17 protein-coding genes are annotated in these 17917 nt (G+C 60.5%); 9 read left to right on the top strand and 8 right to left on the bottom strand.

The features are described 5' to 3' along the window. Nucleotides 1-98: 98 nt before the first annotated feature. A complete protein-coding gene (locus tag ACIOWE_RS05505) occupies nt 99-1496 on the bottom strand; it encodes a COG3014 family protein (RefSeq protein ID WP_401388335.1) in 1398 nt (465 codons plus the stop codon). A gap of 191 nt (nt 1497-1687) precedes the next feature. Between ACIOWE_RS05505 and ACIOWE_RS05510 the strand changes: the two genes are divergently transcribed. The 3 genes from ACIOWE_RS05510 to ACIOWE_RS05520 all read left to right on the top strand — a co-directional run bounded on the left by ACIOWE_RS05510 (nt 1688) and on the right by ACIOWE_RS05520 (nt 5131). Next, nucleotides 1688-2587 (top strand): LysR family transcriptional regulator, encoded by a 900-nt coding sequence (locus ACIOWE_RS05510; protein ID WP_401388338.1) that lies wholly within the window; start codon nt 1688-1690, stop codon nt 2585-2587. A gap of 85 nt (nt 2588-2672) precedes the next feature. Beyond that, the gene (locus ACIOWE_RS05515) at nt 2673-4568 is read left to right on the top strand and encodes an FTR1 family protein (protein ID WP_401388341.1); all 1896 of its coding nucleotides are present in this window, start codon (nt 2673-2675) and stop codon (nt 4566-4568) included. 107 nt (nt 4569-4675) lie between these two features. Next, nucleotides 4676-5131: a YaiI/YqxD family protein gene (locus ACIOWE_RS05520; RefSeq protein WP_201229167.1), complete on the top strand. Its 456-nt coding sequence runs from the start codon at nt 4676-4678 to the stop codon at nt 5129-5131. Between the two features lie 167 nt (nt 5132-5298). On the opposite strand, the gene elbB is transcribed toward ACIOWE_RS05520, so the two are convergent. Then, nucleotides 5299-5967, bottom strand: coding sequence for an isoprenoid biosynthesis glyoxalase ElbB (elbB, locus tag ACIOWE_RS05525; protein WP_201236342.1), 669 nt, complete (start codon nt 5965-5967; stop codon nt 5299-5301). 115 nt (nt 5968-6082) lie between these two features. On the opposite strand from elbB, the gene ACIOWE_RS05530 reads away from it, so the two are divergent. Beyond that, nucleotides 6083-7318, top strand: coding sequence for a sterol desaturase family protein (locus tag ACIOWE_RS05530; protein WP_401388345.1), 1236 nt, complete (start codon nt 6083-6085; stop codon nt 7316-7318). On the opposite strand, the gene ACIOWE_RS05535 is transcribed toward ACIOWE_RS05530, so the two are convergent. After that, nucleotides 7299-7955, bottom strand: a complete 657-nt coding sequence (locus ACIOWE_RS05535; RefSeq protein ID WP_401388348.1) for a VTT domain-containing protein — start codon at nt 7953-7955, stop codon at nt 7299-7301. The genes ACIOWE_RS05530 and ACIOWE_RS05535 overlap by 20 nt on opposite strands. A gap of 207 nt (nt 7956-8162) precedes the next feature. Between ACIOWE_RS05535 and hemB the strand changes: the two genes are divergently transcribed. Then, nucleotides 8163-9176, top strand: a complete 1014-nt coding sequence (hemB, locus tag ACIOWE_RS05540) for a porphobilinogen synthase (protein ID WP_401388351.1) — start codon at nt 8163-8165, stop codon at nt 9174-9176. Between the two features lie 18 nt (nt 9177-9194). Next, nucleotides 9195-11420 carry a polyphosphate kinase 1 gene (gene ppk1, locus ACIOWE_RS05545; protein ID WP_401388354.1) on the top strand — a complete coding sequence of 742 codons (2226 nt, stop codon included), beginning with the start codon at nt 9195-9197 and terminating at the stop codon, nt 11418-11420. 180 nt (nt 11421-11600) lie between these two features. On the opposite strand, the gene ppx is transcribed toward ppk1, so the two are convergent. The 5 genes from ppx to ACIOWE_RS05570 all read right to left on the bottom strand — a co-directional run bounded on the left by ppx (nt 11601) and on the right by ACIOWE_RS05570 (nt 16159). Beyond that, nucleotides 11601-13103 (bottom strand): exopolyphosphatase, encoded by a 1503-nt coding sequence (ppx, locus tag ACIOWE_RS05550; protein WP_401388357.1) that lies wholly within the window; start codon nt 13101-13103, stop codon nt 11601-11603. Nucleotides 13104-13312: 209 nt separating this feature from the next. Continuing rightward, complete coding sequence (locus ACIOWE_RS05555; RefSeq protein WP_401388359.1) at nt 13313-14050, bottom strand: amino acid ABC transporter ATP-binding protein; 738 nt, start codon at nt 14048-14050, stop codon at nt 13313-13315. Continuing rightward, on the bottom strand, nt 14037-14687 hold the full coding sequence (locus ACIOWE_RS05560) for an amino acid ABC transporter permease (RefSeq protein WP_401388362.1): 651 nt from the start codon (nt 14685-14687) through the stop codon (nt 14037-14039). The genes ACIOWE_RS05555 and ACIOWE_RS05560 overlap by 14 nt, the downstream gene beginning before the upstream one ends. Beyond that, nucleotides 14684-15352 carry an amino acid ABC transporter permease gene (locus ACIOWE_RS05565; protein ID WP_401388365.1) on the bottom strand — a complete coding sequence of 223 codons (669 nt, stop codon included), beginning with the start codon at nt 15350-15352 and terminating at the stop codon, nt 14684-14686. Before ACIOWE_RS05565 ends, ACIOWE_RS05560 begins: the two co-directional genes overlap by 4 nt. Nucleotides 15353-15373: 21 nt before the next feature. Continuing rightward, on the bottom strand, nt 15374-16159 hold the full coding sequence (locus tag ACIOWE_RS05570; protein WP_401388368.1) for a transporter substrate-binding domain-containing protein: 786 nt from the start codon (nt 16157-16159) through the stop codon (nt 15374-15376). A 255-nt stretch (nt 16160-16414) separates the two neighbouring features. Here ACIOWE_RS05570 and ACIOWE_RS05575 point away from each other — a divergent pair, with 255 nt between their 5' ends. The 3 genes from ACIOWE_RS05575 to ACIOWE_RS05585 all read left to right on the top strand — a co-directional run. Further along, nucleotides 16415-17122, top strand: coding sequence for a FadR/GntR family transcriptional regulator (locus tag ACIOWE_RS05575; protein WP_103302520.1), 708 nt, complete (start codon nt 16415-16417; stop codon nt 17120-17122). Between the two features lie 120 nt (nt 17123-17242). Then, nucleotides 17243-17572 carry a thioredoxin TrxA gene (trxA, locus tag ACIOWE_RS05580; RefSeq protein WP_003206727.1) on the top strand — a complete coding sequence of 110 codons (330 nt, stop codon included), beginning with the start codon at nt 17243-17245 and terminating at the stop codon, nt 17570-17572. Nucleotides 17573-17820: 248 nt separating this feature from the next. Further along, nucleotides 17821-17917: Rho termination factor N-terminal domain-containing protein (locus ACIOWE_RS05585; RefSeq protein WP_401388497.1), on the top strand; the 97-nt coding region annotated here is incomplete at its 3' end.

Genomic DNA, 17917 nt, shown 5'->3' on the forward strand with positions numbered 1-17917 from the left:
TAATGCCGTTTCGCAATAGCGATGGCGCGGCATTATAGGCGGGCGGTGCTGGCTATGTAATAGCTTTTTAATTGCAATTGTTAGTTTGGTGCCATTAGTTATTTCAGGCCGGATACCCGGTTTTCCAGAGACGTGCGAGTTTGAAACGCACTGCCGTTGGCATAGATCCGTTCACCCAGCACACGCAGACCGACCATCTGCCGATTTTGCTCGATGCGGATTTTCAGTGGCGGGGTGCCAGGTGTATTGGGCAGGCTGATCAGGTGATCGCCCTTTTTCAGGCGCAGACGCACGACCTGTGTGAGGTTGGGCAACGTACGCCAAGTGCGTGTATCGGCCTGCTCGAAACCATCCCAGTGGGTCACATATGAGGCCTTGCCCGGGTCGCGCCGATTGTCAGTACCCTGCACATCTGCCGCAAGAAAAGCCCGGTAGGTCGTACGCTGAATGATCCCCGGCATATCGTCACGCAGGGTACGCAAGGACATGTCCGTGATGTTGTTGACCGCGATCAGTTTTTTCTGGCGACCGTCGATGCTGACCTGGCTGATGGGCTGGGTGGAGGTGTCCGGCACCATCACCGGGAAGGAGATATTGGCAACGATGACTTGCCCATCCGCCAGTTTCACCGGGTAGGGCACACGCACCGAACTGCGGGCGGGCGCGAGGCCACTTTGTACGATGATCAGCACGTCGCTTTCGTCGGTTTTGAGGCCCGGGCTGTCGAGGTCACGCAATGCTTGTTGGAAAAACGCCATGTCCGGGCGCAGCTCGATGGCCTGACGATAGCCCGGTGCCGCGAGATCCTTTTCACCCAGCGCTTCGTAGGTGAAACCGGCGAGATAGTGGCTGAACGCACTCTGATAACCGTTTTTCAACGCAATGACGGCGGGCGAGTCGAGCATGACTACCGGGTAGCCCTGCAGGTCCTTGTAGTGCACGCGCGCGCCCTGAGCCTTGGCCGCTTCTTCGACGCGTTCGTATTCCAGCTCTCGCTGGCGGGCGATCAGCGTTTCCCGTTCATGGGTTTTCTTGATGTCGGCACGGGCGCCGTCGAAGTCATTCTCTGACAACTGGTTGAGGGCCATTTGCGTGGTCAGCATGACCTTTTCATAGTCGTAGCCATCGTAACGGCGAATTTTGTCGTTGATGATGCCGCCCCAGTGATCGCCCATCGCGGCCAGCAATTTATCGCCGGTGGTTTCGATGGTGTCCTGACGCTGAATGATCATCTGTTCGGCACTGCGCCACGCCACCTGGCTCTGCGGCAACTCGCCACCGGCACTGAGAACTGCACCTTTCTCCAGGTAATAGAGCAAATCCTTTTCCGGGTCGGGGTTATGCGCTTCGATCAGTGCGAGTGAGCCGTCGATGTTGCCGGACTTGAGCTGGTCGGTGGTCTGTTGCAGTTCCAGGTCGTAATTGCGGTAAGCACCGCATCCCGCCAGTTGCACAAGGGTAGCGATCATCAGGGGCAGCAACAGGCAATGGCGCATGGAAAGGGTTCATCCTTGAGCAGAAAGACGACAAGTCGACGCATTATAGAAGCGAGTAGTGGCCATATGCCGCACTGTTTTTGCGTGCCTGATGCACCAGCATTTTGTGCCATGCAACGGCTTACAGGTGGGATGGGTGAGTGGATTGAGCTAGCCTTGGCCACCTGTCTTTCAATGAGTCCGGGACATCAATGAATCAACTGCTGGCCATGCGTGCGTTTCGTTGCATCGTCGAGTGTCACGGTTTCAGTGCTGCCGCTGAACGGCTCGAGACCACGCACTCGACCATCTCCCGCCAGTTACAGCAACTGGAAGCTGAACTCGGTACACGGCTGATCAACCGCAACACCCGGCGCTTCAGCCTGACCACAGCGGGGCAGCAGTATTACGCCGCCTGCGTGGACATTCTTGATCGACTGGACCAAGCCGCCGTGGCGGTCGGGCAGGCCCATGAAAGCCCCAGCGGCGTCCTGCGTATCAGCGCTCCGATGGTGATCGGCACGCTGGAACTGGCGAACTGGCTCCCGGCGTTTCAACAGCGTTATCCCGATATTGAAGTCGATCTGTCCTGCGATGACCGCTTTGTCGATCTGATCGCCGAAGGCTTCGATGTCGCGCTGCGCATCTGCGGGCCGCTGGCGGACTCGTCATTGGTGGCGCGATTGCTGACGGTCTCGGACATGTTGCTGGTGGCGTCTCCTGCATATGTAGCCCGGCATGGCCTGGTGCGTCAGGTGCGGGAGTTGGCCGAGCATCAACTGTTGGCATTTACCGGCGGCAGCGAATGGTTGTTGTCCGATGCGCGCGGAGCGGCCACGACGGTCAGGGTACAAGGTCACTTCAGAGCGGACTCGATCAGTTCGCTGCATGCGGCCGCGCTGGCGGGTGTCGGCATCGCCTCATTCACCCGGGCAACGGTGCAGGACGACTTGTTGAGCGGGCGACTGGTGCAGATTCTGCCCAACTGCACCCTCGGCCAGCGGCATTATTACGCGCTGTATCCGCATGCCCGACATGTCGCCCTGAAGGTCAAGGTTTTCGTTGATTTCATGGCCGAGCATTACCGGAACCTGACGGCGCCTACGCGTTAAAAACCTCGAAACGCCGACAAAGCTTGAGGGAAACGTGTTCGAAGTGAACAATATGTAACTTCGCATTTCCACTTGAGACCCCTTCATGACTGCCTCGTCCCGATTCCTGGCCTGGCTGGTGTTCCCGTTGTGTGCCCTGAGCAGCTTCAACCTGCTGGCCGATACCGTGGAAGGCGCACCGCAAGCGCTGCACCTGCTCGATTACATCAGCGCCGATTACCCGCAGACGGTAGCGGCGGGCAAAGTCGTCGACGACTCCGAATATCGCGAACAGCTCGAGTTCACGCAGGCGCTGCAAGGCTTGATCGCCGACATGCCGGCCAAGCCCGAGAAAGCGGCGCTGGAGCAGGGCATCGAAGCGCTGCACATGGCGATCACGGCGAAGCAGGACGGCGCCGACGTTGCCCGTCAGGCCCGGCAACTGGGCGCGCAACTGGCGGTGGCGTACGAAGTCAGCCAGGCGCCGATCATTACCCCGGACCCGACCCGTGGCGCGCCGCTGTATGCGCAAAACTGCTCGGTGTGCCACGGCGACAGCGGCGCCGGCGACGGTCCGGCAGGTCTGGGCATGACGCCGGCACCGGCCAATCTGCGTGACGCGGCGCGTCTCGATCACCTGAGTCTGTACGCGATCTACAACACCCTCGGCCAAGGCGTCGAAGGCACCGACATGCCGGCGTTTGCCGATCAGCTCGATGATCGTCAGCGCTGGGATCTGGCCACTTACATCGCCGGCTTCAGCGCCGACGCGGCGGCGGCCACCTCCGAGAAGACTTACAACATTGCCGATCTGGCCCGCCAGACGCCGGCCGAAGTGCAGGCCGCCGACGGCCCGCAAGCCGCTGCGACGTTCCGCGCCCAGCGTGCACAACCGCCGCAGGTCAAACGCGGCCCGGCGCAATTGCTCGACTATACCGCCGCGACCCTGGACAAGAGCCTCGCGGCTTACCGCGCCGGTGAGCACGATCAGGCCTACGACCTGTCGGTGGCGGCGTATCTGGAAGGTTTCGAACTGGTCGAGAGTTCACTGGATAACGTTGACGCCAACGTGCGCAAGGACACCGAGAAGTCGCTGATGGCTTACCGGCAGTCGTTGCAGGACGGCCTGCCGGTCGAGCAAGCCGAGCAACGTCTGGACGCGGCGAAAGCCAAGCTCAAAGTATCCGCCGGCCTGCTCGGCAGCGATGGTCTGAGCTGGTCGCTGAGCTACATTTCCGGTCTGCTGATTCTGCTGCGTGAAGGTCTGGAAGCGATTCTGGTGCTGGCGGCGATCCTCGCGTTCCTGCGCAATACCGGCCAGCAATCGGCGGTGCGCAGCGTCAACGTCGGTTGGGGCCTGGCGTTGCTGGCCGGCCTGGGCACCTGGGCGCTGGCGGCGTATGTGATCGATGTCAGCGGTTCGCAGCGCGAATTGCTGGAAGGTGCGACGGCGCTGTTCGCCAGTGTGATGGTGTTGTGGCTCGGCGTGTGGATGCACGACCGTCGCCACGCCGCAGCCTGGCAGGATTACATCAAGAGCAGCCTGGTGGGCGGCGGCGGACGTTTCGGTTTTGCGATTCTGGCGTTCTTCTCGGTCTATCGCGAACTGTTCGAAGTGATCCTGTTCTACGAAACCCTGTGGCTGCAGGCTGGTCCCGCCGGGCATGACGCGGTGCTCGCTGGTGGTGCGACGGCGCTGGTGCTGCTGGTCGGTCTGGCATGGGTGATCCTGCGCGGTTCGGCGAAACTGCCGCTGACGCTGTTCTTCAGCATCAATGCTGCGCTGCTGTGCGCGCTGTCGGTGGTGTTTGCCGGGCATGGCGTGAAAGCGTTGCAGGAAGCCGGGATCTTCGGCACGCGGCCGGTGGCGTTCTTCGAGTTCGATTGGCTGGGGATTCACGCCGATGCCTATTCGCTGACGGCGCAGGCGGTGGCGATTCTGGCGATTGTTGTGCTGTACGGGCGTAGTTGGGTGGCCGAGAAGAAGCGGGTAGCCGCTTAACCGCATTCGCTGCGCTCATATTCGCGGGCAAGCCCGCTCCCACAGGATTTGCGCGTAACCTGTGGGAGCGGGCTTGCCCGCGATGCTTTTTGGGAAGAGGAAAGACTATGCGTGTATGGATCGATGCCGACGCCTGCCCTCGGCAGGCGAAGGATCTGGTGGTGAAGTTCGCCCTCAAGCGTCAGTTCGAAGTGGTGCTGGTGGCCGGGCAACCGCAGACCAAGCCGGGGCTGGCCATCGTCAAACTGATCGTGGTGCCGAGCGGCCCGGATGCGGCGGACGATTATCTGGTCGAGCATGCGGTGCCCGGTGAGCTGGTGATTTGCAGCGATATCCCGTTGGCGGATCGGCTGGTGAAGAAGGGCGTGGCGGCGCTGGATCCGCGCGGCAAGGAGTTTGATGCGCAGAACATGGGCGAACGGTTGGCGGTGCGTAACCTGTTCACCGACCTGCGTGAGCAGGGCCAGATGAGCGGCGGCCCCGCGCCATTCGGCGATCGCGAGAAGCAGGCGTTTGCCAATGCGCTCGACCGGATCCTCACGCGCCTGACCCGCAAACCCTGATTCAACCGGATCCCTGTGGCGAGGGAGCTTGCTCCCGCTCGGCGGCGCAGCCGTCGCAAACCCTGCTCCGCGCCTGTCTGACACTGCTCTATTGAATGGTTTGGGGGCTGCTGCGCAACCCAGCGGGAGCAAGCTCCCTCGCCACAGAGGTTTCCAATGACTTCTGGTCAGGCGTCGTTTTCGTGGGTCAGTTCGAGGACGCGGTCGACCAGTTTATTGATCCCCGACGCCGCTTCGCTGATGTTCTGCGCCAGCATGTACGCAGGCGTGGTCACCAGTTTGCGTGCCTTGTCTTCGATGATGTCGCTGACGGCGCAGTCTTCGTGGGTCGCGCCCATTTTGTTCATCGCTGTGGCGGTGTCGGCGTCATTGCCGATGGTGCAGGTCACGCCAGGGCCGTAGATTTTTGCCGCGAGTGCCGGCGAGATGCACATCAGGCCGACCGGTTTGCCCGCTTCGGCGAACGCTTCGGCCAACGCCAGAACCTCAGGCTGCACGCTGCAACCAGCACCTTCGACGGCGAAGTTCGAGAGGTTTTTCGCCGCGCCAAAACCACCCGGCACGATCAGCGCATCGAAGTCGTCGACATCGGCGTCGCGGATGTCCTTGATGTTGCCACGAGCGATGCGTGCCGATTCCACCAGCACGTTGCGCGACTCGGGCATTTCTTCGCCGGTCAGGTGATTGATCACGTGCAATTGCGCGATGTTCGGCGCGAAGCACTGCACCTGCGCGCCGCGTTGATCGAGGCGCAGCAGGGTGATGACGCTTTCATGGATCTCGGCGCCGTCGTATACGCCACTGCCGGACAGGATCACTGCAACTTTTTTGCTCATGGGTTTCTCTCCAGATTCATGGCGCTAAATGTCCACTAATTTGTCGCGCGTTGCCATAGGGTTAATGGGGCGCTGAGCCTAGGATCTGTCCTCAAGACTTCAGTCGGGACGCGTCATGGACTTCATTCTGTATGCGGTACCGTTTTTCCTCGTGTTGATTGCGCTCGAGTTGCTTGCCGACCGCTGGCGCGGGGTGAGCAACTATCGCCTGGCCGACGCGGTGAACAGCATCAGCACCGGCGTGTTGTCGACCACCACGGGCCTGTTGACCAAGGGCGTTGGCCTGGTGACTTATGCCTTTGCCCTTGAGCATCTGGCGCTGTTCAGATTGTCGGCGGACAGCTTCTGGGTCTGGGTATTTGCTTTCGTCCTCTACGACTTCTGCTACTACTGGCTGCACCGTCTGGGTCATGAGCGCAACATCCTCTGGGCGGCGCATTCGGTGCATCACCAGAGCGAGGAGTACAACCTCTCCACCGCCTTGCGCCAGACCAGCAGCGGGTTTCTGCTGGGCTGGATTTTCTATCTGCCGATGGCTGTGCTCGGCGTGCCGCTGCTGGTGTTCGTCAGTGTCGCGGCGCTGAACCTGCTTTATCAGTTCTGGGTGCACACCAAACACATTCCCAAGCTCGGCTGGTTCGAGTGGTGCTTTGTTACGCCGTCCAATCATCGGGCTCACCATGCACAGAACGCTCTCTACATGGATCGCAACTACGGCGGGGTGTTCATTATTTGGGATCGGCTGTTCGGCACGTTTCAGGAAGAGGACGACAACGAACCGGTGATTTTCGGCGTGACCACGCCGCTGGCGAGCTGGAATCCGTTGTGGGCCAATCTGCAGTTTTATGCGCAGTTGTGGGATGACGCACGGCGGACCGAGAGCCGCCGGGACAAGCTGCGGATCTGGTTCATGCGCACCGGGTGGCGGCCGGCGGACGTCGCGGCGAAGTATCCGATGAGCAAGCCGGATCTGACCCGGTTCCGTAAATTCGAAGTGCCGCTTGAGCGTCGACAGCAGTGGTACGTGGCGCTGCAGTTCTGCGTGTATATCGCGCTGGGCAGTTATCTGATGAATCTGGAACGAAGCCTGCCGACCGCTGCGCTGGTGCTCGGTTGGGGCGCGGTGGCATTTGGCGTGTTTGCGTTGGGCGTGGCCCTGGAGAATCGCCATTGGACGCTGAAGGTAGAACTGCTGCGATTGGCGTTGAACCTGCCGTTGGTGTGGCTGGCGCCGCTGGTCGGGCTTTGGCCGGCCAGCCCGGTGATATGGGCTGGTTTACTCGGTTACAGCCTGCTCAGTGTGGGCGGGCTGTATGTCAGTCGCCAGCGTGTTACTCGGCTGGCGTCTTAGGTTCGGCGGAGTTGGCCTGTTCGGCTTTCAACTGCTCAGCCTTGGCCGCTTTGGCAATTTGCTCGTCCTGATAAACCTGTTTTGCCAGACGGGCATTCTTGAAGCGGCGGCGCAGCCACAGGCCAACGCCGAGTATCAGCAGGGCGCCGAGTACCCACAACTCGTATTTCTTGATACTGCCGAGCATGCCTTCCAGCACCGCGCCGAAATGGTAAGCGGCGGCGGCCAGCGCAGTGGCCCAGATGGCCGCGCCAATGCCGTTGAGCAGCAGATAACGTCCCGGCGGATAACCCGACAGGCCGATCGCCACCGGCATCACCGTGCGCAAGCCATAAACGAAGCGGAAGCTCAGGACCCAGATGTCCGGATGCTTGCGGATGTGCTCCAGCGCGCGGTCGCCCATCATCTGCCAGCGCGGTTTGCGCGCGAGCAATTTGCGCCCGTGCTTGCGGCCCAGGAAGTACCACAACTGATCGCCGGCATAGCTGCCGAAGAACGCCACGACCACCACCAGGTTGATGTCCATGTATCCACGGAACGCGAGGAAGCCCGCGAGCACCAGGATGGTTTCGCCTTCGAAGAATGTGCCGAGAAACAAGGCAAAGTAGCCAAAGTCATGCAGAAATTGTTGGAGCATTGTCTGGGTGCTGGCGAAATGAACGCGCAGCCTAACCCTTCGGACACATTCATGAAAGTGTCCAAATGTGTCTCGACGTGAACAATTCCTACACTGAGAATGGAATGCGGCTACATGTCACGGGTCTCACACAACTGTCATCTGTTAGTCATAATGGCCGTCTATAACTGTCACGCTCGCCCGTTTACGCGGGCTCAGGAGTCTGCCGTGAGCTTTACCCCTGCCAACCGTTTGTTCCCAGCCACTCGCCTGCGCCGCAATCGCCGTGATGATTTTTCGCGTCGGCTGGTGCGGGAAAATGTGCTGACGGTCGATGACCTGATCCTGCCGGTGTTCGTGCTCGACGGTGAAAATCGCCGCGAAGCCGTGGCGTCGATGCCGGGTGTAGAGCGCTTGACCATCGACCTGCTACTTGAAGAAGCGGCGAAATGGGTCGAGCTGGGGATTCCGGCGCTGGCGCTGTTCCCGGTGACGCCTCCTGAACTGAAATCCCTCGACGCTGCCGAAGCCTGGAATCCCGAAGGCATTGCCCAGCGTGCAACCCGTGCCTTGCGTGATCGCTTCCCGGAACTGGGGGTGATCACCGACGTGGCGCTCGATCCGTTCACCACCCATGGTCAGGACGGCATTCTCGACGAAGCAGGCTACGTGCAGAACGACATCACCGTCGATGCACTGGTCCGTCAGGCCCTGTCCCATGCCGAGGCCGGCGCTCAAGTTGTCGCGCCGTCGGACATGATGGACGGTCGTATCCAGGCAATCCGCGAAGCGCTGGAGATTGCCGGCCACGTCAACGTGCGGATCATGGCCTACTCGGCCAAGTACGCCAGTGCCTATTACGGGCCGTTCCGCGATGCCGTGGGTTCAGCTTCGAACCTCGGCAAGGCGAACAAGGCTTCTTACCAGATGGACCCGGCCAACAGTGACGAAGCGCTGCACGAAGTCGGCGCGGACTTGTCTGAAGGCGCGGACATGGTCATGGTCAAGCCGGGCATGCCGTACCTGGACATTCTTTTCCGGGTAAAAGATGCCTTCAAAGTGCCGACCTTCGTCTATCAGGTTAGCGGCGAATACGCCATGCACATGGCGGCGATCCAGAATGGCTGGTTGAGCGAGGCGGTGATTCTTGAATCACTGACCGCCTTTAAACGTGCCGGCGCTGATGGCATCCTGACTTACTTTGCTGTCCGCGCCGCTCAATTGTTACGAGAGCAGAAATAGCCCTCCCAGGAACATTCAATGAATACCGAAGGACTCACTGAAGTTGCAGTAAAAGAAGCTCAACCGGTGGTGGAGCAAATCACCGAGACCCCGCCGGAACTGGAGCCTGCGCCACCCGCGCCGGTCACCGAAGCCGTCGCGGCGGCCCCGGTGATTGCGATTCCCGGCCTGGATGACAGCAGCCTGTATATCCACCGCGAGCTCTCGCAACTGCAATTCAACATCCGCGTGCTGGAACAGGCGCTGGACGAGTCCTATCCGTTGCTGGAGCGGCTGAAGTTTCTGCTGATCTTCTCCAGCAACCTCGACGAATTCTTTGAAATCCGTGTTGCCGGCCTGAAGAAGCAGATCACCTTCGCCCGTGAGCAGGCCGGTGCCGACGGCCTGCAACCGCATCAAGCGCTGGCGCGGATCAGCGAGCTGGTTCACGGCCATGTTGACCGTCAGTACGCGATCCTCAACGACATCCTGTTGCCGGAGCTGGAAAAGCACCAAGTGCGCTTTATCCGTCGCCGCAACTGGACGACGAAGCTCAAGACCTGGGTTCGCCGCTATTTCCGTGACGAGATCGCGCCGATCATCACCCCGATCGGCCTCGACCCGACGCACCCGTTTCCGTTGCTGGTGAACAAGAGCCTGAACTTCATCGTCGAACTCGAAGGCATCGACGCCTTCGGTCGCGACTCCGGTCTGGCGATCATCCCGGCACCGCGCCTGTTGCCACGGATCATCAAGGTGCCGGAAGAGGTCGGCGGCGCCGGCGACAACTATGTGTTCCTCTCGTCGATGATCCACGCCCACGCCGATGACCTGTTCCAGGGCATGAAGGTAAAAGGCTGCTACCAGTTCCGTCTGACCCGAAACGCCGACTTGGCGCTGGATTCCGAAGACGTCGAAGACCTCGCCCGCGCCCTGCGTGGCGAGTTGTTCTCGCGGCGTTACGGTGATGCGGTGCGTCTGGAGGTCGCCGACACCTGCCCGAAACACCTGTCGGACTACCTGCTCAAGCAGTTCAACCTGAGCGAGACCGAGCTGTATCAAGTCAACGGCCCGGTCAACCTGACCCGACTGTTCAGCATCACCGGTCTGGACAGCCATCCAGAGCTGCAATACACGCCGTTCACCCCGCAGATTCCGAAACTGCTGCAGAACAGCGAAAACATTTTCAGCGTGGTCAGCAAACAGGACATCCTGCTGCTGCACCCGTTCGAGTCGTTCACCCCGGTGGTCGACCTGCTGCGTCAGGCAGCGAAAGACCCGCACGTTCTGGCCGTGCGCCAGACGCTTTACCGCTCCGGCGCCAACTCGGAAATCGTCGATGCGTTGGTCGATGCTGCGCGGAACGGCAAGGAAGTCACGGCGGTCATCGAACTGCGTGCGCGTTTCGACGAAGAATCCAACCTGCAACTGGCCAGCCGTCTGCAAGCGGCGGGTGCGGTGGTGATCTACGGCGTGGTCGGCTTCAAGACCCACGCCAAGATGATGCTGATCCTGCGTCGCGAGGCCGGCGAGATCGTGCGTTACGCGCACCTCGGCACCGGTAACTATCACGCCGGCAACGCCAAGCTCTACACCGACTACAGCTTGCTGACCTCCGACGATGCCTTGTGCGAGGACGTCGGCAAACTGTTCAGTCAGTTGATCGGCATGGGCAAGACGCTGCGCATGAAGAAACTGTTGCACGCGCCGTTCACCCTGAAGAAGGGCATGCTCGACATGATCACCCGCGAGACGCAATTTGCGCTCGACGGCAAGCCTGCGCACATCATCGCCAAGTTCAACTCGCTGACCGATCCGAAGATCATCCGCGCGCTGTACAAGGCCAGCCAGTCCGGCGTGCGCATCGATCTGGTGGTGCGCGGCATGTGCTGCCTGCGACCGGGCATTGCCGGGGTTTCGCACAACATCCATGTGCGCTCGATCATCGGCCGCTTCCTTGAGCACACCCGGGTGTTCTACTTCCTCAACGGCGGTGAGGAGCAGATGTTCCTTTCCAGTGCTGACTGGATGGAGCGCAACCTCGACAAACGCGTCGAGACTTGCTTCCCGGTGGAGGGCAAGAAGTTGCTGACCCGCGTGAAGAAAGAGCTGGAGCTGTACCTGACCGACAACACCCACAGCTGGAGCCTGCAATCGGATGGTCGTTACATCCGTAACACGCCAACCGGCAACCAGAACCCGCGCAGTGCGCAGGCGACGTTGCTGGAGCGGTTGGGCAGCCCGATTTTGCCGGTGAGCAGCTGACCTTCAGCCCAATAAAAAAGGCGATCCCACGGGATCGCCTTTTTTGTACCTGCCGTTCACTCACCAGTGGCGAGGGGATTTATCCCCGATGGGACGCGAAGCGGCCCCGGTCTTTTTCCCCAAAAAAGCTGGGACTGCTCCACAGTCCATCGGGGATAAATCCCCTCGCCACAGTGGTTATCAGTGGACGGTGAGGACGATGCCAACCCGCGTCAGCCACTCGGCTTCAAGCCCGAAATCCGCCTGAGTCAGCTGATTCTCATCCAGCCAGTTCTCCGGGAATTCCACGTCCAGGTTGTCGCCCTTGGCGTGCAGCACCACCTGCGGCATCGTCTGTGTACCGCGAATGTGGTGGAACAGAATCGCAAAGCGCAGCAGCACGCAGAGGCGGATCAGCTTATCGCCGTCGTCACCGAAGTCGGCAAACTTGTCCTTGGGAATATTGCGGCGATGGCCGCGCACCAGCAGGGCGAGCATTTGCTGGTCTTCGCGAGAGAAGCCGGCAAGGTCCGAGTGTTCGATCAGGTAGGCACCGTGCTTGTGGTAGTGATAGTGAGCGATGTCGAGGCCGACTTCGTGCACTTTCGCTGCCCAGCCCAGGAGTTCGCGCCAGATACCGTCGTCCAGTTCCCAGTCAGCAGCGACCTGATCGAAGGCGTGCAGGGCTTTGCGTTCAACCCGCGCCGCTTGTTCCAGGTCGACGTGATAGCGCTCCATCAGCGAGGTCAGGGTGCGTTCGCGCACATCTTCGTGGTGGTGGCGGCCGAGCAGGTCGTAGAGCACGCCTTCACGCAGCGCGCCTTCACAGTGATCCATGCGTTGCAGTTCGAGGGCGTCGAAGATCGCTTCGAGAATCGCCAGACCTGCCGGGAAAATTGCCCGGCGATCAGGTTTGATGCCTTCGAAATCGATCTTGTCGACATCGCCGAGTTTGAACAGCCGACGCTTGAGCCACGCCAAACCTTCAGCATTCACTTCGCCAGTACCGTGACCGCCGGCCTTCAGCGCCAGGCCGATGGCGCGAATGGTGCCCGAGGAGCCGATGGCTTCATCCCAGGTCAGGCGATGCAGGGCGTGTTCGATGCTCATGATTTCCAGCCGCGCCGCCGTGTAGGCCTGGGCATAGCGAGCCGGGGTGATCTTGCCGTCCTTGAAATAGCGCTGGGTGAAACTGACGCAACCCATTTGCAGGCTTTCGCGCAGCAACGGCTCGAAGCGCTGGCCGATGATGAATTCGGTACTGCCACCGCCGATGTCGGCGACCAGGCGTTTGCCCGGGGTGTCGGCGAGGGTGTGCGAAACCCCCAGGTAGATCAGGCGCGCTTCTTCACGGCCGGAGATGACTTCCACCGGGTGGCCGAGGATTTCTTCGGCGCGGTGGATGAATTCCAGGCGGTTGCGCGCTTCGCGCAGGGCGTTGGTGCCGACGATGCGCACGGCGCCCAGCGGCATACCGTTGATCAGTTGGGCAAAACGCTTGAGGCAATCGAGACCACGTTGCATCGATTCTTCGTTGAGCTGGCGCTCATCGTTGATGCCGGCGGCCAGCTGAACCTTCTCCCCGAGACGTTCGAGAATACGGATTTCGCCGTTCTGGGCCTTGGCCACGACCATGTGAAAGCTGTTGGAGCCCAGGTCGATTGCGGCGATCAGGGACAGATTCTTGGCTTGGGATTGCGGCATGGTCAGGGGGTCTCGGTCGATAACCCCGACATCGTGCCACGATCAAACGCTGGCGCCAACGCGCATGGTTCAAACCCTTGATTCAGCGCAGAAAAGCTTGAGACCGCAGCGCGGCTATTCGCGAGCAGGCTCGCTCCCACGGGGGATATGCATTCCAATGTGGGAGCGAGCCTGCTCGCGAAGGCGTCCGCCCGGGCATCGCAGATCCTTCAGGCTGTCGCTTCAACGGTACCAATGAAATTCGCCAGCTCCGCCGTCTGCGGATTGGCAAACAACACCTTCGGATCCCCCACCTCATGCACCTTGCCATGGTGCATGAATACCAGTTTGTCCCCGACCTCACGGGCAAAGCGCATTTCGTGGGTGACCATGATCAGGGTCATGCCTTCCTTGGCCAATTGGCGTACCACGGCGAGCACTTCATTGACCAGTTCCGGGTCGAGCGCCGAGGTTATCTCGTCGCACAGCAACACCTTCGGCGACATCGCCAGTGCCCGGGCGATCGCCACCCGTTGCTGTTGCCCGCCGGACAACCGATCCGGGAAGGCATCGAATTTTTCCCCCAGACCGACCCGCTCCAGCATCTGCCGCGCCAGTTCTTGCGCCTTGGCCTTGGGCACTTTCTGCACCACTTGCGGCGCAAGCATCACGTTTTCCCCCACGGTCAGGTGCGGAAACAGGTTGAACTGCTGAAACACCATGCCGACCTTCTGCCGCAGGCTGCGCAGGTCGGCGCGGGCGGCGTCGAGGTACTCGCCGTCGACTTCGATCACGCCGTCGTTGATCGACTCCAGGCCATTGAGCGTGCGCAGCAGGGTCGATTTGCCCGAGCCGCTGCGGCCGATGATCGCCACTACCTGGCCTTCCTCGACGCTGAGGTCGATGCCTTTGAGTACGTGGTGATCGCCGTAGTATTTATGCAGGGCGGAAATTCTAAGCAGAGGCATGCAGTCTCCTTTCCAGGTAGCGCGCACTGAGGGACAGGGGATAACAGAGCAGGAAATAGCCGAGGGCGACGAGGCCGTAGACCATGAACGGTTCAAACGTGGCGTTGGCGAGCATGCCGCCGGTCTTGGTCAGTTCGGTGAAGCCGATGATCGAGGTCACGGCCGTGCCTTTGACCACTTGCACCGAAAAGCCCACGGTCGGCGCCACGGCAATGCGCAAGGCTTGCGGCAGGATCACGTAGCGCAGTTGTTCCAGCGGGCTCAGTGCCAGACTCGATGAGGCTTCCCACTGGCCATTCGGGATCGATTCGACGCAACCGCGCCAGATCTCCGCCAGATAGGCGCTGGTAAACAGGGTCAGGGCAATCGCTGCGGCCATCCACGGTGAAATCTCGATCCCGGCCAGGGCCACGCCGAAGAACACCAGAAACAACTGCATCAGCAGCGGTGTGCCCTGAAACAGTTCGATCCAGGTGCGGGCAATGCTGCTCGGCAGAGTTTTTTTCGAGATGCGCATGACCAGAATCAGCAGCCCGACGAGGCCGCCGCCGATAAACGCCACCAGCGACAACGCCAGCGTCCATTGCAGGCCGGTGAGCAGGTTGCGCAGAATGTCCCAGAAGGTGAAATCGCTCATTGGCTGCTCCTCGCGATGTAGCGGCGGCCAATCCAGTTCAGCAATTGGCGGATCAGCAGCGCCATGCACAGATAGATCAGCGTGGTCAGCGCGTAGGTTTCGAAGGCGCGGAAGTTGCGCGACTGAATGAAGTTGGCGGCAAAGCTCAGCTCCTCGGTGGCGATCTGCGAACACACCGCCGAGCCGAGCATGACGATGATGATCTGGCTGCTCAGCGCCGGCCAGACCTTGCCCAGCGCCGGCAGCAGCACCACATGGCGGAACGCTTCGAAGCGCGTCATTGCCAGCGCCGCTGCGGCTTCCATTTGCCCGCGCGGAATCGCCTGAATACCGGCGCGAATGATCTCGGTCGAGTACGCACCGAGGTTGATCACCATCGCCAGCACCGCCGCCTGCCACTCGGAAATCTGCACGCCCAGCGACGGCAAGCCGAAGAAGATGAAGAACAACTGCACCAGAAACGGCGTGTTGCGGATCAACTCGACGTAGACGCCGAAGATCGCCGAGAACGGGCGAATGTTCCACGCCCGCACCAGCGCCCCGACAATGCCCACGCCAACCCCGAGCAGCGCGCCAATGGCCGTCAGCTCAAGGGTGAACAGCGCCCCGCGCAGCAACAGGTCGGTGTTTTCCAGCACCGGTATGAAATCGAACTGATAAGCCATGAAAGTCTCCCGCGCAGTCGATCAGAGATCGGCCGGCAGCGGCTCTTTCAGCCAGGTCTGCGAGTTCTTTTCCAGTGCGCCGTCAGCCTTGGCAGTGGTCAGAATGTCGTTGACCTTGGCCAGCAGCGCCGCTTCGTTCTTGTTCACGCCAACGTAGACCGGCGAATCCTTGAGCTTCACCTTCAGCGCCGGCACGCGTTTCGGGTTCTTTTCACTGATCGCGACCATCACCACGTTGCCGCTGGCAATCAGGTCGACTTGGCCTGCGAGGTAAGCGGCGATGGTCGAGTTGTTGTCTTCGAAGCGCTTGATGGTCACGCCTTCGGGAGCAACCTTGGTCAATTCGATGTCTTCGATGGCGCCACGGGTGACGCTGATGGTTTTGCCTTTGAGGTCGTCGAGGCTAGTGATCGCGGCGTCTGGCGGGCCGAACACGGCGAGGTAGAACGGCGCGTAGGCACGGGAGAAATCGATGACTTTCTCGCGCTCGGCGTTTTTACCGAGGCTGGAAATCACCAGATCAACCTTGCCGGTGGTCAGGAACGGGATGCGGTTGGTGCTGTTGACCGGGGTCAGTTCAAGTTTGACCTTGAGTTGCTCGGCCAGCAGTTTGGCCGTGTCGATGTCCAGGCCACGGGGCTTCATGTCCGGGCCGACCGAGCCGAACGGCGGGAAATCCTGGGGCACCGCAACTTTCAGCGTGCCGCGTTTGACCACATCGTCCAGACCGTCGGCGTGAGCAGGGGCCTGACTTAGCAACAGAGAAGAAAACAGGGCGGCGAGGAGGGCGCTGTAACGCTTGGTCATGGACAATCTCCGGATCGGCGGGAAGTTAAATCTGCGATCGGACAGAGCATGCGCCGTGCCAATGCGCGGGTTTTGTCCCGGCAGGCCGCAGTTTCAGCGGGTTTGTTCGGTCTTACTGGTCTGAACAGTCAGGTTGTTTTTCGCACTGCCATGGCGCATCGGCCCGCCGCACCGAACCCCGCTGGGGCACGACTTGCCGGACTCGGCGAATAGCTTTACAACTAGCCGCACATTGGCCTGGCGCGTCTGAAAAACATGAATTCGATTTCCCGTGCGGTCCCCGAAGTGGCACTGCAAGCGATCCGCAAACTGATCACCGAACAGGGTTTTGGCGCGGGCGATGCTTTGCCGTCGCAACGGGATCTGGCGTTGCAGTTGGGCGTCAGTCGGGCTTCGTTACGTGAGGCGCTGTCGTCGCTGAGTGCCCTCGGCGTGGTCAGCATTCAGCCGGGAAAAGGTGTTTTCGTGCAGTCACCGGTGGAATTGTCGCGCGGTGAGAATGCTCCGGGCTGGTCGTTCGCGGCGCAAGCTTCGCCGCTGGATATTTTTCAACTTCGCTATGCGCTGGAAGGCTTCGCCGCCGGACTGGCGGCGGTGACGCTGAGCACGTTCGATCTGGATGCGCTGGAGGACAACGTGGCGGCGATGCGCGAACAATTGAAGGCTGGCGACTTCGAAGCGGCGGCGAAACTGGACTTCGAATTCCATCGACGAATCCTGCTGGCCAGCGGCAATCAGGCGATGCTGAGCATCCTCACCGCCAGCGCCGAGATCTTTCTGGAGAGCCAGAAACTACCGTTCATCCGCGCCGAACGGGCCATGGAAACCTGGCAGGAGCACCGCAAGATCCTTCGCGCACTGGCCCGTCGGGCCTCGGGCGCTGCACAAAAAGCCATGCAGGAGCACGTGCGCAACGCCGCACTGCGCACCGGAATCGCCTTCATCGCCCCCGCCACGGCGTGACCAGAGCTATACCCAAACTCATGGGGCACCATAGCAAGACTCAATCATCTGCGGCTTCCTGAACCGGGGCAGGGCGGATATGATGGGCCACGTTTTTTTGCTTACAACCTGGAGAATTCCATGAGCAGCGATCTTATCAAACACGTTAGCGACGCTAGCTTCGAAGCCGACGTACTCAAGGCCGAAGGCGCTGTCCTGGTCGACTACTGGGCTGAATGGTGCGGCCCTTGCAAAATGATCGCTCCGGTTCTGGACGAGATTGCCGAGACTTACAAAGGCAAGCTGACCGTTGCCAAACTGAACATCGACGAGAACCAGGAAACCCCGGCCAAGCACGGCGTGCGTGGTATCCCGACACTGATGCTGTTCAAGAACGGCAACGTTGAAGCGACCAAAGTCGGCGCCCTGTCGAAGTCGCAACTGGCTGCTTTCCTCGACGCCAACATCTAAGCGTCGCTGTAAAGTGCCTGAAAAAAAGCCCCGCAATTAGCGGGGCTTTTTGCGTATTCAGGGCTAGACGCTCCGAAACTCAGGTGGTACATTCGGCCCCGCACTGGTTTCTCCACTGCCCCCTGCTAGCCGTCGCCGACGCACTCCTTTTCGAATAAGTACGCGATCCTGTCGCCTTCTCTGCGGCGCGGCCTCATTAAGCCAAAAGCTTAATTTCCCCCCTCCATAAATGATTACGTCATTCCTATATGAATCTGACTGAACTCAAGCAAAAGCCGATTACCGAACTGCTCGAATTGGCCCAACTGATGGGCATAGAAAATATGGCCCGTTCGCGCAAGCAGG

The organism is Pseudomonas sp. NPDC087598, assembly GCF_044743525.1.
In the GTDB taxonomy this organism is placed as follows: Bacteria; Pseudomonadota; Gammaproteobacteria; order Pseudomonadales; family Pseudomonadaceae; genus Aquipseudomonas.

Excerpts from the sequence above, each read along its gene's own strand:
- ACIOWE_RS05505 (WP_401388335.1), bottom strand. The coding sequence starts at position 1,496 with ATGCGCCATTGCCTGTTGCTGCCCCTGATGATCGCTACCCTTGTGCAA.
- ACIOWE_RS05510 (WP_401388338.1), top strand. The coding sequence starts at position 1,688 with ATGAATCAACTGCTGGCCATGCGTGCGTTTCGTTGCATCGTCGAGTGT.
- ACIOWE_RS05515 (WP_401388341.1), top strand. The coding sequence starts at position 2,673 with ATGACTGCCTCGTCCCGATTCCTGGCCTGGCTGGTGTTCCCGTTGTGT.
- ACIOWE_RS05520 (WP_201229167.1), top strand. The coding sequence starts at position 4,676 with ATGCGTGTATGGATCGATGCCGACGCCTGCCCTCGGCAGGCGAAGGAT.
- elbB (WP_201236342.1), bottom strand. The coding sequence starts at position 5,967 with ATGAGCAAAAAAGTTGCAGTGATCCTGTCCGGCAGTGGCGTATACGAC.
- ACIOWE_RS05530 (WP_401388345.1), top strand. The coding sequence starts at position 6,083 with ATGGACTTCATTCTGTATGCGGTACCGTTTTTCCTCGTGTTGATTGCG.
- ACIOWE_RS05535 (WP_401388348.1), bottom strand. The coding sequence starts at position 7,955 with ATGCTCCAACAATTTCTGCATGACTTTGGCTACTTTGCCTTGTTTCTC.
- ppk1 (WP_401388354.1), top strand. The coding sequence starts at position 9,195 with ATGAATACCGAAGGACTCACTGAAGTTGCAGTAAAAGAAGCTCAACCG.
- ppx (WP_401388357.1), bottom strand. The coding sequence starts at position 13,103 with ATGCCGCAATCCCAAGCCAAGAATCTGTCCCTGATCGCCGCAATCGAC.
- ACIOWE_RS05555 (WP_401388359.1), bottom strand. The coding sequence starts at position 14,050 with ATGCCTCTGCTTAGAATTTCCGCCCTGCATAAATACTACGGCGATCAC.
- ACIOWE_RS05560 (WP_401388362.1), bottom strand. The coding sequence starts at position 14,687 with ATGAGCGATTTCACCTTCTGGGACATTCTGCGCAACCTGCTCACCGGC.
- ACIOWE_RS05565 (WP_401388365.1), bottom strand. The coding sequence starts at position 15,352 with ATGGCTTATCAGTTCGATTTCATACCGGTGCTGGAAAACACCGACCTG.
- ACIOWE_RS05570 (WP_401388368.1), bottom strand. The coding sequence starts at position 16,159 with ATGACCAAGCGTTACAGCGCCCTCCTCGCCGCCCTGTTTTCTTCTCTG.
- ACIOWE_RS05575 (WP_103302520.1), top strand. The coding sequence starts at position 16,415 with ATGAATTCGATTTCCCGTGCGGTCCCCGAAGTGGCACTGCAAGCGATC.
- trxA (WP_003206727.1), top strand. The coding sequence starts at position 17,243 with ATGAGCAGCGATCTTATCAAACACGTTAGCGACGCTAGCTTCGAAGCC.